Genomic DNA, 21,895 nt, shown 5'->3' with positions numbered 1-21,895 from the left:
AATAAATGAAGCAAATTATGAGATATAAATCTTTTTTAGCAGCAACCCTGTTAGGAACTTCTCTGATGGTAGCTCCGGGGTGCCAGGACGATTTCGCTAAAACAAATACCAACCAGTCTGCTATCACGAAAGCAGATGTGCGCTATTTGTTTACACAGATGTTAAGTGAATTCGAACCGTCGAAATACCAGCAATGGTTTTATAATAATCTGGCTTATACATTACGTTGGACGCAAGCTAATGTGCCTGATGGCGGTAATACTTCTTCTTTGAACCTGATGGGTGCTTTTGAAGGATCGCAGAGCCAGGTTATTAATGTGAAGTTATATGCTGAAGAAATCAAGCATGTGCTATCGTTAATGGATGAGAACGAACGGGCTACTTATGAAAATATCAATGTCCTGGCAAATCCGTTATTGGTATATCTGGGTATCTTCGGTACGGATATGTATGGCTCAATCGCCTATACGGAAGCGGGCAGAGGATTGCATGAAGAGATCCTGACCCCGGCTTTCCAAAGTCAGGAAGAATTGTTCCCTATTTGGTTGGATCAACTGAATGAAGCGATCGACGTGCTATTGGCAGACAAACCTAACCAGGTGAAGTTGGATGCACAGGATTTCGTTTACAAAGGTGACACCAAGTTATGGCTAAATTCGCCAACTCCCTGAAATTGAAGATAGCCGTTCGTATGTTGCATGTTGATAAGGCAAAGGCACTGGCTATTGCTGAAGAAGCTGTGAATAATAAGGCTGGCATCATGTCAGGTTTGGATGATGATTTCATCTATTGCAAAGGTTCTCAGGAATATCACTTCGGAGATGATGTACTGGATGGGCAGAGTAAAGGTATCGGTTCTAAACAACTGATCAACTTCCTGGTTGACAATAAAGACCCGCGTGTTCGTTTTATTTTCCAGAAGAATGACTTTAACTCTAAAGTGGTACAGGCTTTCCTGGATAATAAGAAAGAACTGCCTCCTTATATTAAAGAAGTGGCTGAGATCAAAGACGGTAAATTTGAAGGTTGGAAAACTCCGGGTGAACCTTGGGTTCGTTACTTCGGTAGTCCGGTGCAGACTTCTGCCAGAGAAAATGCTGAAATAAACAACGCTTATTTCAATTACGACAAATTTAAACTGCCTACAGAAGACGGTGGTGAAAAGCAGTATTATCCGTTGGCTCGTATGAACCGTGAAATGTTGCAGGGTCAGAAAGACTATACTTTCCCTGATGCTCCGGGTGTTTCTGCTACGATCGACGATCAGGACCGTGCATGGTATGGTTTACATTACTCTTCTGCAGAAGTAGCTTTGTATCTGGCCGAACTGAAATTGCTGGGTGCTAACTTGCCTGGTTCGGCTGAAAGCTATTATCAGGAAGGTATCCGTCTGTCTGTTCAGGAATATGACAAACTGGCTTCTTTGAATCAGATTCCGTATTATTCTAGTGTATATGACAAGGAGTTTGAAAAGACTATCAAACTGGAAGATGGTGAAATCGATGCTTTGCTTGCAAACGAGAAATACAAACTGACCGGTTCTACAAAGGAACAGTTGGAAAAAGTATATATCCAGCAGTATGTTCACTTCCTGTTGTTCCCGAATGAACAGTTCGTACAGGTTCGTCGTTCAGGTGTTCCTATGAAAGATAGTAAAGTATTGGCATGGGAAAACTTTACAGATGACGATGCAAACTTCCAGATCCCGCGTCGTTGGACTATCAATACTCCGCTTCAGAGTGATTTGATGTATAATATAAAGAAGACAGCTTATGAAGCACAAGGATTTACGACTGGAACACAAGATCCGGCTACATTGAACCGTGAACGTGTATGGTATGATAAGGGAGCACCTAACTTTGGTGAAGGTCCTAACTTTTAAAGGTATATCTTTGTAAATAGATAAATAATAAAGAAGAGGGAAGGATTATCAATATTCTTCCCTCTTTGTCTTTAAATCATACAAATAAATATGAAATATCAGATCACATTCATCATTTTATTGATCTCGCTTATCACTGAGGCCGGTTATGCACAAAAGAAGTCTATTTATCTGCTGGATGATTTCACCCAGGGAGTCGTATTAATGAAAAACGGAGCAAAGACAAATGTTTTGTTGAACTATGATGGGAGTAACTCTACATTAATATGTAAGTATATCTAAAAAAATATTATTTCATGATTCAGGGGATGTAGAGAAGGATAGTTCTACATCCCCTGAATTGTTTCCTATTTATTGATTTAGTAAAAGAATGAGGAAGAGATATCAACCTTCTTCCCCAATGTTAATCTTGCAACAACTCTTGTTTCTTTCTGTTTATATTACCAAATGACATTGGTTGACGCCAAATGCATAGATCTAATAAATTAAACAAAAAACATCAGTATGTTGAAAAGATTCAAATCTGTCAGCATGATTCTCCTGGCGGGCGCGTTGGGCTTTACCGGAAACGCCGTTGCCAATCCGAATACCGGGAATCCTGCTATTGACATTTCCCAACAGGATACGAAGATTACGGGAACAGTGGAAGACGAGTTCGGACCCGTCGCAGGGGCTTCTGTTGTAATTAAAGGTACCACAAACGGGACGATGACCGATATGGACGGTCATTTCACGCTGGAAGGTGTAAAGAAGGGAGACATTATCCAAATTTCTTTCATTGGCTTTGCCACACAAGATATTCCTTACACCGGACAAACCGCTCTCAATGTTAAACTCGAAGAAGATGCCCAGAAACTGGACGAAGTCGTTGTTACTGCTTTAGGAATGAAACGTGACAAGAAAGCACTGGGTTACGCCATGCAGGAACTGAAAGGTGACGAACTGCTTTCTTCACGCGAACCAAACCTGGCCAACTCTTTGTCGGGTAAAGTCTCCGGCTTGCAGATCGTACGTTCCAGCAATGGAGTGGGAGGGTCTTCAAAGATTGTGCTCCGTGGTAATAACTCGCTGACCGGTAGTAACCAGCCGCTGATCGTTGTCGACGGTACGCCGATGGATAACTTCACAGGCGGGGTCGATGATGTATGGGGTAACTCCGGTGCCGATATGGGTAACGGTCTTTCCGACATCAATCCCGAAGATATCGAGTCGATGACTGTGCTGAAAGGTGCTTCGGCTGCGGCCTTGTACGGCTCCCGGGCCGGTAACGGGGTGATACTTATTACGACCAAGTCGGGAAAGAAGAATGAAGGGCTGGGTATAACAGTCAATGCCGGTATCACTACCGAGTCGATTTTCCTGAAACCGGATATGCAGAACAGCTTCGGGCAGGGATCGGTCGGCGCTTACGATAACCAGTCGCGATTGAGCTGGGGACCGAAGGCGGAAGGACAGACGGTTACCGACTGGATGGGACGCCAGGTTCCTTTGAGGACGTACGATAATATCGATGCTTTCTTTAATACCGGTACTTCTTTTAATGAAGGTATCAGTTTCCAGCAGAATATAAAAGGGACGTCGGTCTTTTCTTCCATCAACCGTTCGGATGATGCAGGTATTACTTCGGAGTCGAAGCTGAACAAAACGAATATCACCTTGCGTGCCACCACTTTCCTCGACGAAGCCGAAAAGTGGAAGGTAGATGCCAAAGTGAACTATATCAATCTGAATGCCCACAACCGCCCAATCCAGGGTGTCAACCCTTCCAATGCTTTCAATACGATCTATAACCTGCCCCGTTCGCTGAATGTGCTGATTTTAAGAATAGTGTGGACGAAGATGGAAACATGATCTGGTGGGACGCTTCGAAGAACCCGCAGGAAAACCCGTACTGGGTGACCAAATACCGCCAGAACAATGATACCCGTAACCGTTTGCTGGGTAACATCGCGTTGAAATACGCTCCCACCAACTGGTTTAATGTCGAATTGAGAGGCGGTACAGACTATTATACAACGACTAAGAACGAAAAAGTATATGCCGGAGGTAATACAACCCCCAGCGGTTTATACAGCGAAGGTTCCGAGACATTTTACGAAAATAACTACAGCTTCCTGGCTACCGCCAATAAAGATAACCTGATCGACCGCCTGGGTGGTTTCGTTACTTTCGGTGGTAACCTGATGATACAGAGGCGAACGAAGATGAACGCCTCGGCCGGTGAATTGCTTGTGCCGAACCTCTTCTCCCTGAACAATGGTATAAACAAACCCACGGTGACCTCCGAGCTAATCCGCCGGAAGATGAATTCACTTTACGGATCGTTGCAATTGAATTGGGACGGCTATCTGTTCCTGGATATTACGGCACGTAACGACTGGTCGTCTACCATGTCGAAAGCAAACCGTTCTTATTTCTATCCCTCGGTCAGCCTGTCCGGAGTAATCTCCGACATGGTGCCTAAACTGGGCGGGCAGATGCCTGAATGGTTTACGTTTGCCAAGGTAAGAGCTTCGTATGCCGAAGTCGGTAATGACCTCGATCCGTATCAGTTATACAATAACTTCACGGTCGGTAAGGATGAAAACGGTAATACGATGGCCGCTCCCGGAAACGTACTTTACGACTCCAACGTGCGCAGCGAGTTGATCAAATCATGGGAAGCCGGTTTCGATATCCGCTTCTTCAATAATCGCCTCGGACTGGATGCCGCCTGGTATAAAACCAATGCCACCCGCCAGTTGCTGAACTTGCCGATGGACCCCTTCTCCGGATATAGTTCCCGCAAGGTAAATGCCGGTAATATTCAGAATGAAGGCGTTGAAATCTCTCTGAACGGCTTAATTCTCGACAATTCCAAAGGACTAAGCTGGAACTCGACAGCACAGTTCTCACTGAACCGAAACAAGATCATCGATCTCTATCCGAGTGTTACCCTGTATGATATAAAAACGCTGGATGCCATCCAGATCGTAGCCGTACAGGGCAGTTATTACGGTGATATCTACGGGCAAACCTTCCAACGTGTGGAAGATAAGAATGATCCTAACTACGGCAAGATCATTGTCGGTGAAGACGGACTTCCGTTGATCACGACCGGCAAATCGAAAGTAGGTAACCAGAGTCCCGACTGGATGCTGGGTTGGACGAACAGCTTTTCATACAAAGGCTTCAACCTGAGTTTCCTGGTGGACTTCCGTATTGGCGGCGACCTTTATTCGGCAACCGCTTCCAACCTGTACACCCGTGGTAATGCGGCCGGGACAGTTGTAAACGGCGAACGTCAGGACTTCATTGTCCCTAATTCGGTTGTCCAGACTCCCAACGGCTATACGGAAAATAAAGTACCCGTCACCCATCAGAATTATTGGGAACGTATCGGCTCGACCGGTAATTACGGCTTGCCGGAAATGTACACATACGATGCAACGAATATCCGTTTACGTAATATTACGTTGGGATATGATTTCAATAAAGCAATGCTGAAAGATACTCCGTTCCAGCGCCTGCGTTTGTCTGCAACATGCAATAACGTCTGGATGATCCATTATAACCTGCCGGGCATCGACCCTGAATCCGTTTCGGCAACCAATACGAATGCTACCGGATTCGAGAATGGGGCAGCTCCGACAAGTCGTTCATTTACGTTTAATGTAACGGTAGGATTTTAATGCGATTTCTGATTGAATTTGTTTGGACATCATAAACACTCTTGTTGCGACACCCTATACAGTACTGTTGTGACACCCATAACAAATCTAAAGATGATAAGTAAATAAGAACAATAAAGAATAAAACAAGATGAACACCAAAAATATATTACTGGCAGGCATGTTCTCGATAGCCGCTTTGTTTACATCCTGTAACGATTTTCAGGAGATAAATGAAGACCCTAACCAAGTGGGCGAAGACAAAGTGAAGCCGGAGTGGTTTCTCAATGCCTCCATCATCGGGGCGCAGATGAATCCCGAGATTGCCGAACGTATCTTCATTGCCGAATGGAATCGTGCCGCTCGCTTTAACCGGGGCAGCGGATTCACGATCGGTACGGACAATAACGACTATATCACCCTCTACCTCAGCAACTCCTATGCTGTAGGCTGGCTCAACAAGGCTACCCAGGCTATCGAACTGGGAGAAAAGAAGATCGAGGCAGGCGAAGCCGAACAATATCCTTATTATAAAAATGTGGTTCAGATGGCCCGTATCTGGCGTGCTTATCTGAACGCTGAAGTATCCGATGGCTTCGGACCTATCCCGGCTTTGTCGGCTTTTACCGGCGTACCCGGCGAATACGACAGTGTAGAAGCTATCTATGGTTTCATCCTCAAAGAGTTGAAAGAAGCTGAAGCCTCTCTCGATCCTTCTATCAATATGGAGCCGATGGCAGGCGAAGATGCTTTCTATGCCGGAAATGTCAATGAGTGGAAGAAATATGCCAACTCCCTGCGTATGCGTTATGCCATGCGTATCTCGGCCGTATCGCCCGAACTGGCAAAGACCGAATTTGAAGATGCGGCAAGCAAAACCTTTATCTCTTCGCTGGATGATTTGGCAGGCGTACAGGAGAAGGATGGTTGGAACGACCTGACAGGTGTCATGTCGCGTACCTGGAATGCACAGCCTATGTCTGTGACTTTCAAGAACCTGGCCGAAGGACTTGGAGGTATTGAATTTCCTCTTCCTGATTCCTTAAAGAGCCATCTGAAAGATCCTCACACCTATATGGGACTCTATCTGAACAAGCATTTCCCGTTGAATACCAACGATCCGTGTGCCGGATTCTATTTTGATGCCATTCCGCAGTATGTAGATCCCCGTGCACCGAAACTATTCAGCGTAGTAGGCTGGAACGACGGTGTGGTTTATTCCGACTATATCGGTGCAGCCAGCGAAGTGCACCCCGTTGAATTAATGGACCCGAACGATAACTCCAAACCGATGCTCACGATCGACCCGCGTTATACCTGGGGTACCTGGGTAGCCGGTGAATGGAATAACCTGTCCGGCCTTGTCAGCGCCTTGACCGGTAAGAACTACAACTATCCTTCCATGGCAAAACAATACCGTATGAATACGCAGAAGCGCGTCTTCTTCGGCCCGTGGGAAAGCTATTTCCTGATAGCTGAAGCCGCTCTGAAAGGATGGACAGTACCGGGCACTGCCCAGTCGAATTATGAAAGTGGCATCACAGCCAGCTTCGAATATCATGGCCTGCAAAGCCAGGTTTCTCAATACCTGTCCTCTACGGATTATAACCGGGTGGGTACCTCCGTCAGCTTCACCCATACAACGGAAGCGAAGCCTTATACCGTCAATTATGTCGATCCTTATACAAAGGAAAATAAGACGATGACTTATAACTTCCCGAAGAACTCAATCTACCGCGGCGGTGCTTACAACAACGACGCATTGACAAAGATTCTTACCCAGAAATATATCGCACAGGTACCCTGGTTACCCGAAGAAGTATGGAGCGATCATCGTCGTCTTGGTCTTCCGTTCTTTGAAAACCAGGCTGTAGAAAAAGACTACAACCCATTGAACCAGGTTCCCCTGACAATGGCAACAGCCAAGGAATGTCGCCTCGATTTCTACCCGAAACGTTACCGTTATCCGGCCAATATCCAGACCAATAACCTGGAAGGATATCAAAAAGCCTTAGAGCTGTTGGGCGGCCCCGACGTAGTGACAACGCCGCTTTGGTGGAATCAGAAATGAGACCTACATTTCTCTTGATAGAAAAGTAGGCAAAAGATCAAGGCTGCATCCGTTTCGCTACTTTGATCTTTTGTTACTTTTCCATCAAGGGAAAAGTAAAGAAAACAAACTAAACAAAAACACAATTATGGTACGTAAACTATTAATCCGCGACCTCACCCTCCGTGACGGTCAGCAGTCAGCTTGTGCAACGCGCATGTCGCAGAAACAAATCGACCGTGTACTACCTTTCTATAAAGAGGTTGGTTTCTATGCGATGGAAGTATGGGGTGGGGCAGTGCCCGACGCCGCCATGCGCTACCTGAACGAAGATCCCTGGGAAAGAGTGGAAAAGATCAAAGCCGCAGTAGGTACGACCACCAAACTGGCAGCCTTATGTCGCGGACGCGACCTGTTCGGCTACAATCCTTACCCGGACAATGTTGTCAAAGGCGTATGCCGCAACACTGTCGAGTCAGGAATCGATATCATGCGTATTTTCGATGCCATGAACGATATAGACAATATGAAGCCAGCCATCAAATACACCGACCGTTACGGTGGAATGGCCGATTGTGCCGTCTGCTACGCCATCGACCCTCACCATTCTGCCCTCGAACGGATCGAAGCTGCCTTCCACGGACGTCCCCTTCATAAGCCGGTCTTCAAGAACGACTATTTCCTGGAAAAAGCCCAGCAGTTGGAGAACTTCCGGGCCGACATCATCACCCTCGAAGATGCCAACGGACTCATCACTCCTGCAAGGACTGCCGAACTGATACGCCTTTTCAAGAAGAACCTGAAATCTCCCGTCGACTTCCACACCCGCTGTACTGCCGGATACGGCCTGGCTTCTATGCTTGCCGCTATTGTCAACGGCGTCGATATTGTCGATACGAATATCTGGTATTTTGCCGGAGGCTGTTGTGCCCCTGCCATCGAGCTGGTCTACGTCTTCTGCAAGAAGATGGGTATCGAACTGGAAATCGATATGGAAGCCGTTGCCCGCATCAACGCCGAACTCCTGAAAATACGAAAGGAACTGAAAGCCTACGACACCTCCCGCGAGTTGCCCAATCCTTTCAATCCCCTGACCGATAAGTTGCCTACCGAGATCGACCGCTTTTTCAATGATGCTATCGAAGCCGCCCGCAAAGACAAGGAAGACGACCTGATTATCTTCTGCCGTGCCATCGAAGAATACTTCAACTTCCCCGAACCCAACGAAATGGTACAGAAATCGCAGATCCCGGCCAACATGTACAATCTGATAGTTGCCTTGCTGAAGCAGCAGGACCATCCCGAGTTATTGGAGAAAGCGATGTCATTAATCCCCCGGGTACGGATGGATGCCGGCCTGCCTCCTTTGGTGACGCCGGTAAGTCAGGTGATAGCCTCGCAGGCAGTTTCATGTGCCCTCGATGAACTGAACGGCCGCCCGTTATACAGCAAACCCGTTTACCCCTTTATCTCCCTGATCCGCGGAGATTATGGGAAAACCCCGTTGCCTGTCGACCCTGACTTTCGCCAGCAAATAACCGGCAAGCGGGAAGAACAACCTTATGATGCTTCAGATTATGAGATGCAGGAGAACCCTGTCATTGGTGAAGTCGGTATCCTGGTAGCCGAGAATGAAAAGGAGATGCTTCTCCTCGAACTCTTTCCCATGTCTGCCCGCCACTTCCTGACGAAACAGAAGAAAGAGAAGTTCAGAAACGATCTGATGGTTTGATGCTTAAACTTCTTCTTAGTATTTATAAGAATGTTCTATATGATAATCCCGTTGTTTTTACAACGGGATCTTGTCAATACGTCGTATGTGTCGACCTCCTTCGAACGGGGTGTTCAAAAAGGCCTCGACGGTGCGTTTAGCTTCCTCCTGACTGATAAACCGACCGGGCATGACAAGTATGTTGGCATCATTGTGTTCACGAGCCAGTCGTGCAATTTCTTCTTGCCAGCATAAAGCGGCCCGTATTCCCTGGTGTTTGTTCAGAGTCATTGCGATACCGTTTCCTGAGCCGCAGATAGCTATTCCGGGATATACTTCTCCGACTTCTACTGCATAGGCCAATGGATGGGCGAAGTCGGGATAATCGCAACTGTCTGCAGAGCAGGTTCCGAAATCTTTATAGGGTAGTCCTTTAGAATCCAGTATTTGTTTTACGTACTCCTTTAACTCGTAACCTGCATGGTCACAACATAAACCTAGTGTTTTCATCTTTATCTGTTAGAGGTAGACAAGTAACCCTATGGTTCCGCCGGATGCAACCATCTTGGTTCCCGTTGCAGCAACCGTAGAGGTTCCTGCCGATGCAACCGAGGCTTCGCTGTAGTGGGAACGCCGGGGTTCCGCCTTCGGGAACCGTCCGGTTCCCGAAGGTGCAACCATAGGGCTTACTTTATCTTATGTTTTCTTATGCTAATAGTTCTTTTACCTGATTGTATACATTCTGTCCTGTGAAGCCGAGTTTTTCGTCGAGCACCTTGTAAGGAGCGGAAAATCCGAATGATTCCAGACCCCAAACCTTGCCATTTGCTCCGACCAGACCTTCCAGGTTGACGGGCAGACCGGCAGTCAGACCGAATATCTTGCTTCCTGTCGGAATAACAGATTCCTGGTATTCCTTGCTCTGGTTGCGGAACAGCCCTTCGGACGGAACTGATACGATACGAACCTTCACGCCATCGGCACGAAGCAATGCCGCTCCTTCAACTAATGTAGCGACTTCCGAGCCGGAAGCGACCATGATAACGTCTGGGTTTTCATCGCTTTCTACAATATAGGCACCCTTTTCGGCCTGCAAGGCTTCGTCGTAACGGTTTCCTTTTGCGGGCAGGTCAGTAATGTTCTGACGGGAAAGAATCAAAGCGGTAGGAGTGACTGTATTTTCCATTGCCATCTTCCATGCAATTGTCGTCTCGATAACATCGGCCGGACGGAGAACCAGCATAGAGTTGTGTCCTTTATGGTTCTTCAGTTTTTCCATCAGGCGGATCTGTGCTTCCTGTTCAACCGGTTCGTGAGTAGGTCCGTCTTCACCAACGCGGAAGGCGTCGTGCGACCAGATGAACTTCACCGGTTGTTCCATCAAGGCTGCCATACGGATTGCCGGTTTCATATAATCAGAGAATACGAAGAAGGTACCGCAAGCCACGATCACACCGCCGTGCAGTGACATACCGATACATACACAAGCCATTGTCAGTTCGGAAACACCTGCCTGGAAGAAGGCACCGCTGAAGTCGCCTTTCACGAATGAATGTGTTTTCTTCAGGAAGCCGTCTGTCTTGTCCGAGTTGGACAGGTCGGCGGATGAGCAAATCATATTTTCAACCTTTGTAGCCAGTACACCTAATACGATAGCGGATGCGGCACGAGTTGCCTGGTTTGCTTTCTGTTCGATAGCTTCCCAATCCAGTTTCGGGGCTTTGCCGGAGAACCAGAATTTCATCTTTTCTGCCAGTTCCGGGTTAGCTTTGGCCCATGCGTCTTTAGCGGCATAACGTTCAGCTACGATAGCTTCCAGTTCTTTGGCACGCTTTGCATAGAGTTCGGCAACTTCCGGGAATACGGAGAAGGGGTTCTGAGGATCACCTCCCAGGTTCTTGATTGTTTCTTCGATGGATGCACCGGCGGCAGACAGGGGTTGTCCATGAGTAGATACTTTGTTTTCGTAGTTACTCTTGTCGGCACCCATGGCACCTTTACCCATGATGGTATCACCGATGATCAGGGTAGGACGCTGGGTTTCGGCTTTCGCTTCGTCCAGAGCCTTGCGTATTTCATTTACATCGTTTCCGTTGATGCTGATCACTTTCCAACCCCATGCTTCATATTTCATAGCGACATTTTCAGCCGTTACTTCTTCTACGGTTGTAGAAAGCTGGATGTTGTTGGAGTCGTAGAACATGATCAGGTTATCCAGTCCCAGCGTTCCGGCAACACGACCGGCGCCTTGTGAGATTTCTTCCTGGATACCGCCATCGGAAATATATGCGTAAATAGTCTGGTTCATTACATCACCCAGGCGGGCTTTCAGGAACTTGGCGGCGATAGCTGCACCTACAGCGTAGGTATGGCCTTGTCCCAGCGGACCTGAGGTATTTTCGATTCCTCGCTTGATGTCAACTTCCGGATGGCCGGGAGTCGGGCTTCCCCACTGGCGGAACATAGACAGTTCTTCTATGGTGAATTTGCCTGTCAGGGCGAGGGCTGAATAAAGCATCGGCGACATATGTCCCGGGTCCTGGAAGTAGCGATCCCTGCCTTCCCATTCCGGGTTCTTAGGATCATAGACCAAATACTCTGAGAATAGTACATTGATAAAGTCTGCACCACCCATTGCACCACCCGGATGACCGGACTTAGCCTTTTCTACCATTGAGGCAGCCAGGACGCGGATATTGTCCGCTGCTCTGTTCATTACTTTAATATCGTTCATTTTGATGAATTAGTTTAATTTTTGCACAAAGATAGGGAATCTCTTCTTATAGACCGCTATATCATACAAACAATTCATTTTCTGTAAAGTTTCCTAACGTGCGATATTTCTCACAGAGAGCCGGATATGCAAGGAAGTTACAGGGAGAAATAGAATCCCTGATCCAGCAGATGGTCGTATTTCTCTTTGTTGAACATATAATAGAAAGCGCCTCTTTTAGAGCTCTTTTTATCTTTCTCGTCCAGTTTTTTCAGGATATCCATGGCGTTTAGCTTCTTGCGGAAATTACGTTTATCCAATGGAGTCTGATAAATTGCTTCATATAGACTTTGAAGCTGGGGGAGAGTGAATTTCTCCGGAAGAAGGTTGAAGCCGATAGGACTGGTAGCTACTTTTCTTTTCAGACACGCCAATGCATCGGCAATCATTTGGTTATGGTCGAAGATCAATTCGGGTATTTCACTGATTTTTACCCATTGGGCATTATGTTCTTTCAGCAGTTCCCGATTGAAGTCATTCATATTAACTAAGGAATAGTATGCTACGGAGATAACCCGTTCCCCGAGGTCGCGGGTAACATCTCCGTAGGCACCTACCTGTTCCATAAAAAGATTATCGATACCGGAGCATTCGGCAAGCACGCGGGATGCCGCTTCGTTTACGCTTTCGCCGGATTTGATAAAGCCGCCCATCAGAGACCATTGTCCTTTCAGAGGTTCAAAATTCCGCTTGTAAAGTAAAACATTGAGTTCACCATTGTTGAACCCGAGGATGATACAATCTACTGCTATAAAAAATTTGACTTCGTTCTGATAAAATGCGGCCGTCATGATTTTATGGATATTGAATTAATTTATTAAGCGAGTTTGCGTGCGCCATCGCTGATTACTACTTCATATACTTTTGGTTCGTGTCCGAATTTCTTTGTATACGATTCGAATGCTTCCTTAATGAAGGCATCGTGCAGTTCGTCTTTTACGAGGTTGATCGTGCAACCGCCGAAACCGCCACCCATGACACGTGAACCGGTTACGCCACATTTCTTGGCAACATCGTTCAGGAAGTCCAGTTCTTCGCAACTTACTTCGTACAACTTGCTCATGCCGTGATGCGTTTCGTACATTTTTTGTCCTACGGTTTCGTAATCGCCTTTTTCCAGGGCTTCGCAAACGTCGAGTACGCGTTGTACTTCTTCGATCACATATTCGGCACGCATATAGTCTTCGGCGCTGATATCGCCTTTTACTTCGTTCAGCATGCCCATTGTTGCGTCACGCAGGAATTCTACTTCCGGATGATTGCGACGGATAGCTGCTGCTGCATTTTCGCAAGATTGGCGGCGTTTGTTGTAAGCCGAAGAAGCCAGTTCGTGTTTAACTACAGAGTCCAGCAATACCAGTTTATAGCCAACCGGGTTGAATGGGAAATATTTATATTCCAAAGAGCGGCAATCCAAACGGATCAGGCTTCCTTCTTTACCGAATACGGAAGCGAACTGGTCCATGATACCACAATTGACACCACAATAGTTGTGTTCGGTAGACTGGCCGATCTTTGCTAATTCGAATTTGTCGATACCCAAAGAGAAGAGTTCATTCAAAGCGAAAGCATATGTGCTTTCCAGAGCGGCGGATGAAGACATACCGGCACCCAGAGGAACATCACCTGCAAATACGGTATCAAATCCCTGGATCTGGCCGCCACGTTTGATGATTTCACGGCATACACCGAAAATGTATCTTGCCCAGCTTGCTTTTGGAGCATCTTCTTCGTTCAGGCCGAATTCCGCATAATCGTTCAGGTCGATAGAGAATGCACGAACTTTGCCGGTTCCGTTCGGTTTGATCTCTGCGATCATCCCTTTGTCGATAGCTCCCGGGAATACGAAACCGCCATTGTAGTCTGTGTGTTCGCCGATCAGGTTGATACGACCCGGAGAAGCAAATACAGCACCTTCTGTGTTGAATAACTCTTGAAATTTATCTCTGATTTTTTTCTGCATGATATTATTTCTTTTAAAGGTTATAAATGAAGAAATTATCCGGTTACGAATAAAACCGGATAATTTCAAGGATTGGCATATTGTTTATTTTATTCTGATTTTTTTGATGGTTTAGAGCCGATAAGTGCATAGAACAAGATGTATGCGGCACTGAAGAATACGACCCAGTAGCTGGTTATATAGTCTGTCATGTCGGCAACCCAACCTTGGATGGCAACCATTACGGCGCAACCGAATACCATGGTCATGAAGATACCGCTGGCAATAGCGGTGTATTTCCCTAATCCTTCAACGGCCAGGTTGAAGATTCCACCCCACATGACGCTGGTGCAAAGGCCTACCAAAAGGAATGCCAGGATACCAACGGGTACTTCCTGCCAGATCATAGTAAATGAGGCCCAATCTATGCCCGGAACTTCGACGGTACTTGTTGCGGGTGAGAATATACCGAAAGCAATCAATATAAGTGTAGCGATCGATACGGTTGTGATCATTGCGCGGCTGGATACTTTAGCTCCGATGCTGGCTCCTACGAAACGGCCGATAAGCATCATCAACCAGTAGACGGCTACGATAAGACCTACGATATTGGCGGAGATGTTATGTCCGGCCGGGTCGGTAAGATATTGAAGAATGTAAGTCGGAGTACCCACTTCGACGCTCATGTAAAGGAAGATGGCGAGTGCTCCCAGTGCAAAATGGCGATGGCTTAAAGCTCCTTTGATCAGGCTGGTGTCGACGGGGGCTTGTTCGGGCTCTTCGATTTTAGTAAACATGATCACCACGAATGCGATAACGAAGATGGCAAGAGCGATCATCAATGCCGGTGTCGCGTCGGCAATATGTGCTTTGGTGGCATCTGCGATAAGGGCTCCCATCAGGATGTAGCAGGCAACGGCCGCCGTACTATTGAACACACCTCCGAGCTGGATAAGCTGGTTACCCTTGTTGCCTCCGCCTCCGAGCAGGTTAAGCATCGGGTTAACCACGCAATTAAGAATACACATGGTGAAACCGCTGATAAACGCGCCGATCAGGTACACCAGGAATGCGCTATCTTTGCCTACATGGCCGCTCATCCATTGTATTAAAATACCTACGATACCTACCACCAGGCCGATAAGGGCCGTTTTCTTGTAGCCATATTTGGCGATAAGCATACCGGCAGGGATACCCATTACCAGATAGGCAATGAAGTTACCATAGTTTCCAATTTGAGCAAGAACATTACTTGCTCCAAAGTCGTTCTTTACGATAATAGCCATTGGTGAACAAAGGTTAGTCACGAATGCAATCATTGCAAAAAGTGCAATCATAATGATGATGGCACCCCATTGTTTTTTTTCTTGAGTCATTGATTGAATTTTTTTATTGTTATTGATATATTGATTTTGTTATTTGTTATTCGGCCGAGAATTTATAGATAGTTTTGCTTTCGAAAACTTCTCCCGGACGAAGTACGGTCGACGGATATTCCGGTTTGTTCGGACTATCGGGGAAATGTTGTGTCTCCAGGCACAAGGCCGCTCTTGCCGGATAGCGCCCGCCGTTCTTTCCTTCGAAATTGCCGGTCATCCAGTTACCTGTATATAATTGTACGCCCGGTTCGGTTGTATATGTTTCCATGATGATACCGGTCTTGGGCGATTGCAGGCGGGCACAGAAACCCAGTTCGCCTTCTTCCTTATTTAATATATAGGTATGGTCATAGCCTCTTGCCCAGGTCAACTGGTCGGTCGGTTCGTCGATGCGGGCACCTACCAGGTGAGGAGTGCGGAAGTCCATCGGTGTACCTTCTACTTTTTCGGGGGCACCGTAAGGAATGGCCGTTTCATCCGTAGGCAGATAATAGTCTGCATTGATGGTCAACGTATGGTCCGCAATCGACGGGTCGCCGGCTCCTGAGAGGTTGAAGTAGGAGTGGTTGGTCAGATTTAATACGGTAGGACGGTCTGTTACGGCCTGATACATGATCACGACTTCGCCCTCGTCGGTCAGGCGATAAGTGACGGTAGTTTGTAGTGTGCCGGGGAAACCTTCTTCGCCGTCGGCCGAAGTATACTTCAGTTCTACGGTCTGGTCGTCGGTCTGATTAGCGTCCCACACAACGGAATTGAAACCTTTCAGCCCTCCGTGGAGGCTGTTGGGGCCGTTGTTGATAGCCAGCTTATCGTATACAACACCATCCAGTGTAAATCTCCCACCGGCAATACGGTTACCGTAGCGGCCGCAGATTGCTCCGAAGTAAGGTTCTTCAGAGACCAGATAATCATCGAGGGAATTATGTCCGGTAACAACATCGGTTAACTTGCCGGACCGATCCGATACCATAAGCGATACAATTTTTGCACCGTAGTTGGTAATGGTAAGTTCTGCACCTTTTTTATTGGTCAGGATACATAGCATCGTCTCCTTCCCGTCTATTTGCTTGCTGAAATTTGCAACAGCCAAGCCAGACAGTGTATTCTTGTTCTTCATGTATGTAATGTTATCAAAATTGCGTGTAAAATTAGCCTACTTCTTTGTAAGTAGGATGCGCGAAAAGATGTTATAAAGCATAAAGTGGCTTTTTGTCTGCCAAAAGAGTGTATTATCCACCTTTCTGGAAGCGAAGAATACGTTTTGCAATCCCAGTCGGGTTGTCCTTGTTGTATCATTTCCTGCTGAGGGGTCCATTCTTATTTGAACTGCTCCTGGTTGAGGGAGTAATATTTCCCTTTCAGTGCCAGTAATTCCTGATGGCTGCCTTGTTCGATAATCTTTCCATGTTCGAGGACGAGGATAAGGTCGGCGTTTCTCACTGTCGAGAGACGGTGGGCGATGATGAGGCTCGTTCGTCCCTGCATCAGTTGGTCGAGACCTTTCTGGATAAGGATTTCGCTGCGGGTGTCGATATTGCTGGTCGCTTCATCCAGTAGCAGGATGGGAGGGTCGGCAATGGCAGCACGGGCGATATTGAGTAATTGGCGCTGTCCCTGGCTTAGGTTGGCACCGTCGTTTTCAAGGAGCGTGTCGTAGCCTTGGGGGAGGCGCTTGATAAAGGAATGGGCAGCCGTTAGTTTGGCGGCGGCAATGACTTCCTCGTCGGTCGCATCGAGACGGCCGAAACGGATATTTTCGCGTACGGTTCCGGTGAAGAGATGCGTATCCTGAAGGACGATTGCCATAGATTGACGCAGGTTGTTTCGTTTGATCCGGCGGATGGGATGACCGTCTATCGTGATTTCTCCCGACTGGATATCGAAGAAGCGGGGAAGCATGTTCAGGATAGTTGTTTTTCCGGCTCCGGTGGCACCGACCAGGGCAATTTTGCAGCCGGCTCTTGCATGCAAGGAGATTCCTTTCAGAATCGTTTTCTCCGGTTTGTATCCGAAATAAACGTCTTTCATGGCTACGTCGCCTTGTACATTCTGTAATGCGATTGCGTCGGAAGCATCCGGTGTTTCGGGTGTTTCGTCTATGACCTCAAAGATACGTTCGGCACCGGCAATAGCAGCCTGGATACTGTTGTAGAGGCTGGCGAGTTCGTTGATCGGACGTCCGAACTGGCGGGAGTATTGCAGGAAGGCGGCCAGTCCGCCGACATCGAATCCGCGGAAGATGGCGAGCAGGGCGCCGACGATGGTGATAAATACATAATTCAGCGTATTCAGGTTCTGCATGACGGGCATCATCAGTCCGGAGTAGAACTGGGCCTTTTGTGACTTCTCTTTCAGATCGCTGTTTTGCACTTCAAAGTCGGCATTTACTTTCTTTTCATGGCCGAATACTTTGACAACCTTTTGTCCGCTTATCATTTCTTCGATATAACCGTTCAGCGTACCGATGGATTCCTGCTGTGCTTTGAAATATTTGCGGCTTCGCTTTACTATTTCTTTTGCGCTGAGGAACATCAGCGGGACAGTAATCAGAGTTACAAGCGTCAGGACCGGACTGATATAAAGCATCAGGCAGAAGATACCAATCAGCGTCAGAGCGCTGGAGAGCATGTCGGAGAGGCTGTCGGTCAAGGCGTCGCTGATCTTGTCGATATCATTCGTATAACGGCTCATCAGGTCGCCATGCTGATGGGTATCGAAATACTTGACCGGCAGGTGTTCCATCTTCTCAAAAAGGTCGGAACGCATCCGGGTGACTGTTCGCTGGCCGATCTTGTTCAATAATATATATTGGATATACACGGCTGCGACCCCTGTCAGATACACGACGGCCAGCATAATCAATATCCGTATCAATCCGTGGAAATCTCCCGGAATGATATAGTCGTTGATGATGGGACGCAACATATAAGAGCCCAGTAGGTTGGCTATGATGCTGACAATAATTAGGAAGCCAATCACGAACAACAAGCGCCGGTCGCATGACAGGTACGATATCAGCCGGCAGAAGGTTTTCCGTCCTTCTTTGGGTTTTGCATTATCTTTCAAGTGATCTCCGTGTGCCATAACTTAAAACAATACTTGTTGTGAATGATAGATTTCCTGATAGACGGTCGAGCTCTTGATTAGTTCGTCCGGTGTTCCGATAGCGTTGATCTCGCCGTCTTCCAACACGATGACACGGTCGGCAGACTGCATGGTGTTGATTCGCTGGGTGATGATAAATACGGTTGTATCGTGCAACATGGCATTCAGGTTGTTCCGTATTTTCAGTTCCGTTTCGGTATCGACGGCACTGGTGCTATCGTCCAGGATAAGGATTTTCGGTTTACGGAGCAAGGCACGGGCAATGCAGATACGTTGTTTCTGGCCGCCGGAGACATTGATGCCTCCGCGTCCCAGCAACGTGTTGTAACCCTCGGTGAAGGAGCTGATGAAATCGTGTGCTTCGGCGGCACGGGCGGCTTCCTCGATTTCTTCCATCGAAGCGTCCGGCTTTCCCCATCTCAGGTTGTCGATAATGGTACCGGTAAACAGTTCGTTCTTTTGCAGAATCATGCCGATGCGGGCATGCAGTTCATCCAGGTTATAGTTTTTTACCGGGATGCCGTCGATTCGTATTTCTCCCGAAGTGGCGTCGTATAAACGCGGTATCAGTTGTACCAGGGAGCTTTTGGCAGAACCGGTGGCACCGACCAGCGCAATTGTTTCGCCCGGATTGGCCCGGAAACTGATATGTTGCAAGACATCGTTCTCCCCGCCGGTGTAGCGGAAACTGACATTATCGAAAGTCACTTCTCCTTTCTCTATCCGGTATTTATCCTGTAAACCTTCTTGTGTGTTGGTCAAAGAAGGTTTCGTATCCAGTACTTCCAGGATACGTTTGGAAGAGGCGGAGGCCCGGGCATACGACATAATAATCATGGAAAGCATCATCAGTGACATCAAAACTTGTGCCAGATAATTGACGAACGAAATCAGTTCGCCGACCTTCAACTCGCCGTACATCACTTTTTGTCCGCCCAGCCACAGGATAGCCAGGATAGATAAGTTCATAACCAGCTGCATGACCGGAAATATGGAAACGACAATATTGGATGCCCGGATAACCATATCGCGTAACTCTTCGCTACTTTTGGTAAATTTCTTTGTCTCGAAATCTTCCCGGACGAACGATTTGACTACACGGATATTAATAAGATTCTCCCTGACCACTCCGTTCAGTTGGTCCACTTTCTGCTGTACTTTCAGGAAATAAGGAAACCCTTTGCTGAGTATCAGGTAAACGCTTCCGCCCAGAATGGGGATGGCGGCTATCAGTACAACAGCCAGTTCCCGGTTAATCCTGACAACGAAAAAGACAGCCATCGCCAACATAAGGGGAGAACGGAGCAGAAGCCGCATAGACATCAGCACAATTTGCTGTATACGGGAAATATCGCTTGTTAACCGTGTCACCAGCGAAGCCGAACTGAATTTATCTATATCGAAAAAGGACAGTTGTTGTATCTTGTCGAAAAGCCTGGTCCGCAAATCGGTTCCGAAGCCGATACCGATGCGGGAAGATACATATACATTAACGATATTAACGAATAACCCCGCCAGCGAAATCAAAATCATAAAGGTTCCGACCCGTGTAATAACCGAGAGGTCACGAGGCATAACCCCGTTGTCAATAATCTCAGCCATAAACATCGGCTGAACGGTTTCACACAGTACAGTTATCAGTACAAGCAGCGGACTGACTGCCAGTCCTCCTTTATATCGTTTGAGTATTTGCCAATATTTCTCCATGTTGTTCTACAAAGATAGAACATAATTTAGAAAAGAGTTGTTCGATGTGTTAAATACACTTCCGCTTACCCGATGAGGCTTTTTGTTATCCGATATAGTTTTCTTCTAATATTTCAGCGAAAGGTCTGTTTGTCAGTTTACTTTCTACCCATGAAAGTATATCGAATGTTTTAAGCAGTTGCTTTTCGTATTTGTCTTCCCTGATCTTTTCTATTTCCTTTTGAAATTGCATCCACAGTTTGTTTTGCGCTTTCTGATAAGACGGCAACGGATAGGACATGACAAAACGGAACAGTAGCTTTTCTGTACGGTATATATGTTTTTCATAATGAATATTACGCTTGATGGAGTTGATTTCATTTTCGAAAAAGCTGTAATCCCCCAGTTCAGCCAGTATCAGCAGATTTATCAACCGGGCCGTTTTATACGAGGCAATGTATGAAACAGTTTGCCGGAACTGAATATTTTCTTCATGCTTTTGCGTGCTCTCTCCGGTTTTTCCAGGCACAGATAAAGAATGGCAGTATTCAAATACAGTTTTAGTTGTGTTTCCAACCTGAGCAGGTCGATCTTTTTAAACAAATGATCTCCATAGTTGCCGGATAGTTCCAAGGCAATTTCGAACTTGCCTGTATTTATATAACTAACTTGTTCATATTGATAGATGGAAGCATTTATTTCCAAAAGAAATTCTGTTGCGTAGTCGCCCTGCTGCATTTTTCTCAGGCGGTCTATGAAAAAAAGCATTTCCTGGTACAGTCCTGCCAAATGAAGACTGTCGAGAATGCCTTTTAGGGCACTCAAATAGTAAATCGGAGGATTCAGGATCAGGTGCTGATTTGATTCGAAAAGAGTAATAAGTTCCTGGTAAAAACGGATGGCTGATTTATAGTTACCTGTATTCAGATAATAAGTGGCCTGAAACAGGAGATGTAGTTTTCTGGCTTCAAATCCTTTATAGGAATTATTGGCTATCAGATTCAGTTCACTTAAAACCAGGTCATTCAGGTTGTCTTTTTGTTTGTTTGAACGGATATCTCCTTTATAGGTAATACGATGTTTTAAAATATCATAGAGTTGTAAATGAAGATTCGTATTACGAGTGTATTTTATAATATCATTGATTTTCATTTGTTTTTTAACAAGATCCCGTTCGCATATATTTTTGAATCCGAGTGAACTAAGATATTTAAGTTCCGTTCTGTGTATTAGTAATAGAAGCGGATCATTTTCATAAATGGTTGCTAAGTTTTTTGCCTTATCTAACTCATCGAATGTTTCTTCAAAAAGTTCCCTTTCGAACAAAATATCAGCTTTAGTAATATAATTGCAGATCATTGCTTGTATGTTTTCTTTTTTTCGTAGATGGACGAGGCAGTCCATAATTATGGAATAGAGGTGCTTTGTGGCCATTTTAAAATTTCTTCCATCCTGAAGCTGGCAAAAACGTGTATATAAGTCTTCTGCAGATATATTAGAATCGATTAGCTTATAAAGGGTAATGTAAACTTTGTCTCCGTTTTGTAGGTTTGAATAAAGATGGAAATATCTTTTTTCAGCTTTTGTTAGGGAATTGACAAGAATTAGAAGTGCGTGTATGTCATTCATATAATTTATATGGTTTTTTAAATAGTTGATATATAGTTAGATTAGGAATTGTTTGTTACAAATATATGAATTTGGGTTTATTCAT

At 46.2% G+C, this 21,895-nt stretch carries 13 protein-coding genes and 3 pseudogenes; 6 read left to right on the top strand and 10 right to left on the bottom strand.

Going from position 1 to position 21,895, the window contains the following annotated elements; genetic code table 11:
- Nucleotides 1-5: 5 nt before the first annotated feature.
- The 6 genes and pseudogenes from DXA15_RS26860 to DXA15_RS17345 form a co-directional block, all read left to right on the top strand.
- Nucleotides 6-877: pseudogene (locus tag DXA15_RS26860) on the top strand (SusD/RagB family nutrient-binding outer membrane lipoprotein); the annotation flags it as partial.
- Nucleotides 878-1,186: 309 nt separating this feature from the next.
- Nucleotides 1,187-1,882, top strand: a complete 696-nt coding sequence (locus tag DXA15_RS28070) for a SusD/RagB family nutrient-binding outer membrane lipoprotein (RefSeq protein WP_369683077.1) — start codon at nucleotides 1,187-1,189, stop codon at nucleotides 1,880-1,882.
- Between the two features lie 90 nt (nucleotides 1,883-1,972).
- On the top strand, nucleotides 1,973-2,164 hold the full coding sequence (locus tag DXA15_RS17360; protein ID WP_128134854.1) for a hypothetical protein: 192 nt from the start codon (nucleotides 1,973-1,975) through the stop codon (nucleotides 2,162-2,164).
- A 222-nt stretch (nucleotides 2,165-2,386) separates the two neighbouring features.
- A pseudogene (locus DXA15_RS17355) lies at nucleotides 2,387-5,553 on the top strand (SusC/RagA family TonB-linked outer membrane protein).
- A gap of 130 nt (nucleotides 5,554-5,683) precedes the next feature.
- The gene (locus DXA15_RS17350; protein ID WP_128134853.1) at nucleotides 5,684-7,603 is read left to right on the top strand and encodes a SusD/RagB family nutrient-binding outer membrane lipoprotein; all 1,920 of its coding nucleotides are present in this window, start codon (nucleotides 5,684-5,686) and stop codon (nucleotides 7,601-7,603) included.
- A gap of 127 nt (nucleotides 7,604-7,730) precedes the next feature.
- Nucleotides 7,731-9,314: a carboxylase gene (locus tag DXA15_RS17345; protein WP_128134852.1), complete on the top strand. Its 1,584-nt coding sequence runs from the start codon at nucleotides 7,731-7,733 to the stop codon at nucleotides 9,312-9,314.
- A 57-nt stretch (nucleotides 9,315-9,371) separates the two neighbouring features.
- On the opposite strand, the gene rpiB is transcribed toward DXA15_RS17345, so the two are convergent.
- The 10 genes and pseudogenes from rpiB to DXA15_RS17300 form a co-directional block, all read right to left on the bottom strand.
- Nucleotides 9,372-9,803, bottom strand: coding sequence for a ribose 5-phosphate isomerase B (gene rpiB, locus DXA15_RS17340; RefSeq protein ID WP_128134851.1), 432 nt, complete (start codon nucleotides 9,801-9,803; stop codon nucleotides 9,372-9,374).
- A 9-nt stretch (nucleotides 9,804-9,812) separates the two neighbouring features.
- On the bottom strand, nucleotides 9,813-9,974 hold the full coding sequence (locus DXA15_RS25305) for a hypothetical protein (protein WP_158579678.1): 162 nt from the start codon (nucleotides 9,972-9,974) through the stop codon (nucleotides 9,813-9,815).
- Nucleotides 9,975-9,999: 25 nt separating this feature from the next.
- Nucleotides 10,000-12,027, bottom strand: a complete 2,028-nt coding sequence (locus tag DXA15_RS17335) for a transketolase (RefSeq protein WP_128134850.1) — start codon at nucleotides 12,025-12,027, stop codon at nucleotides 10,000-10,002.
- A 137-nt stretch (nucleotides 12,028-12,164) separates the two neighbouring features.
- Nucleotides 12,165-12,857 carry an NUDIX domain-containing protein gene (locus tag DXA15_RS17330; protein WP_128134849.1) on the bottom strand — a complete coding sequence of 231 codons (693 nt, stop codon included), beginning with the start codon at nucleotides 12,855-12,857 and terminating at the stop codon, nucleotides 12,165-12,167.
- 26 nt (nucleotides 12,858-12,883) lie between these two features.
- Nucleotides 12,884-14,029 carry a galactokinase gene (galK, locus tag DXA15_RS17325; protein WP_010802683.1) on the bottom strand — a complete coding sequence of 382 codons (1,146 nt, stop codon included), beginning with the start codon at nucleotides 14,027-14,029 and terminating at the stop codon, nucleotides 12,884-12,886.
- Nucleotides 14,030-14,118: 89 nt separating this feature from the next.
- The gene (locus DXA15_RS17320) at nucleotides 14,119-15,384 is read right to left on the bottom strand and encodes an MFS transporter (RefSeq protein WP_128134848.1); all 1,266 of its coding nucleotides are present in this window, start codon (nucleotides 15,382-15,384) and stop codon (nucleotides 14,119-14,121) included.
- Between the two features lie 46 nt (nucleotides 15,385-15,430).
- The gene (locus DXA15_RS17315; RefSeq protein ID WP_128134847.1) at nucleotides 15,431-16,507 is read right to left on the bottom strand and encodes an aldose epimerase family protein; all 1,077 of its coding nucleotides are present in this window, start codon (nucleotides 16,505-16,507) and stop codon (nucleotides 15,431-15,433) included.
- 200 nt (nucleotides 16,508-16,707) lie between these two features.
- A complete protein-coding gene (locus DXA15_RS17310) occupies nucleotides 16,708-18,474 on the bottom strand; it encodes an ABC transporter ATP-binding protein (protein ID WP_128134846.1) in 1,767 nt (588 codons plus the stop codon).
- Nucleotides 18,475-18,477: 3 nt separating this feature from the next.
- On the bottom strand, nucleotides 18,478-20,202 hold the full coding sequence (locus DXA15_RS17305; protein WP_128134845.1) for an ABC transporter ATP-binding protein: 1,725 nt from the start codon (nucleotides 20,200-20,202) through the stop codon (nucleotides 18,478-18,480).
- An 85-nt stretch (nucleotides 20,203-20,287) separates the two neighbouring features.
- Nucleotides 20,288-21,810 (bottom strand): annotated as a pseudogene (locus DXA15_RS17300) (hypothetical protein).
- Nucleotides 21,811-21,895 lie beyond the last annotated feature (85 nt).

The organism is Parabacteroides sp. AM58-2XD, from assembly GCF_003463685.1.
GTDB classification, from domain to species: Bacteria; Bacteroidota; Bacteroidia; order Bacteroidales; family Tannerellaceae; genus Parabacteroides; species Parabacteroides segnis.
This window is presented reverse-complemented; position numbering and strand designations above follow the sequence as displayed.

Excerpts from the sequence above, each read along its gene's own strand:
- galK (WP_010802683.1), bottom strand. The coding sequence starts at position 14,029 with ATGCAGAAAAAAATCAGAGATAAATTTCAAGAGTTATTCAACACAGAA.
- DXA15_RS25305 (WP_158579678.1), bottom strand. The coding sequence starts at position 9,974 with ATGGTTGCACCTTCGGGAACCGGACGGTTCCCGAAGGCGGAACCCCGG.
- DXA15_RS17345 (WP_128134852.1), top strand. The coding sequence starts at position 7,731 with ATGGTACGTAAACTATTAATCCGCGACCTCACCCTCCGTGACGGTCAG.
- DXA15_RS17315 (WP_128134847.1), bottom strand. The coding sequence starts at position 16,507 with ATGAAGAACAAGAATACACTGTCTGGCTTGGCTGTTGCAAATTTCAGC.
- DXA15_RS17360 (WP_128134854.1), top strand. The coding sequence starts at position 1,973 with ATGAAATATCAGATCACATTCATCATTTTATTGATCTCGCTTATCACT.
- DXA15_RS17335 (WP_128134850.1), bottom strand. The coding sequence starts at position 12,027 with ATGAACGATATTAAAGTAATGAACAGAGCAGCGGACAATATCCGCGTC.
- DXA15_RS17350 (WP_128134853.1), top strand. The coding sequence starts at position 5,684 with ATGAACACCAAAAATATATTACTGGCAGGCATGTTCTCGATAGCCGCT.
- DXA15_RS28070 (WP_369683077.1), top strand. The coding sequence starts at position 1,187 with ATGAACCGTGAAATGTTGCAGGGTCAGAAAGACTATACTTTCCCTGAT.
- DXA15_RS17305 (WP_128134845.1), bottom strand. The coding sequence starts at position 20,202 with ATGGAGAAATATTGGCAAATACTCAAACGATATAAAGGAGGACTGGCA.
- rpiB (WP_128134851.1), bottom strand. The coding sequence starts at position 9,803 with ATGAAAACACTAGGTTTATGTTGTGACCATGCAGGTTACGAGTTAAAG.
- DXA15_RS17330 (WP_128134849.1), bottom strand. The coding sequence starts at position 12,857 with ATGACGGCCGCATTTTATCAGAACGAAGTCAAATTTTTTATAGCAGTA.
- DXA15_RS17320 (WP_128134848.1), bottom strand. The coding sequence starts at position 15,384 with ATGACTCAAGAAAAAAAACAATGGGGTGCCATCATCATTATGATTGCA.
- DXA15_RS17310 (WP_128134846.1), bottom strand. The coding sequence starts at position 18,474 with ATGGCACACGGAGATCACTTGAAAGATAATGCAAAACCCAAAGAAGGA.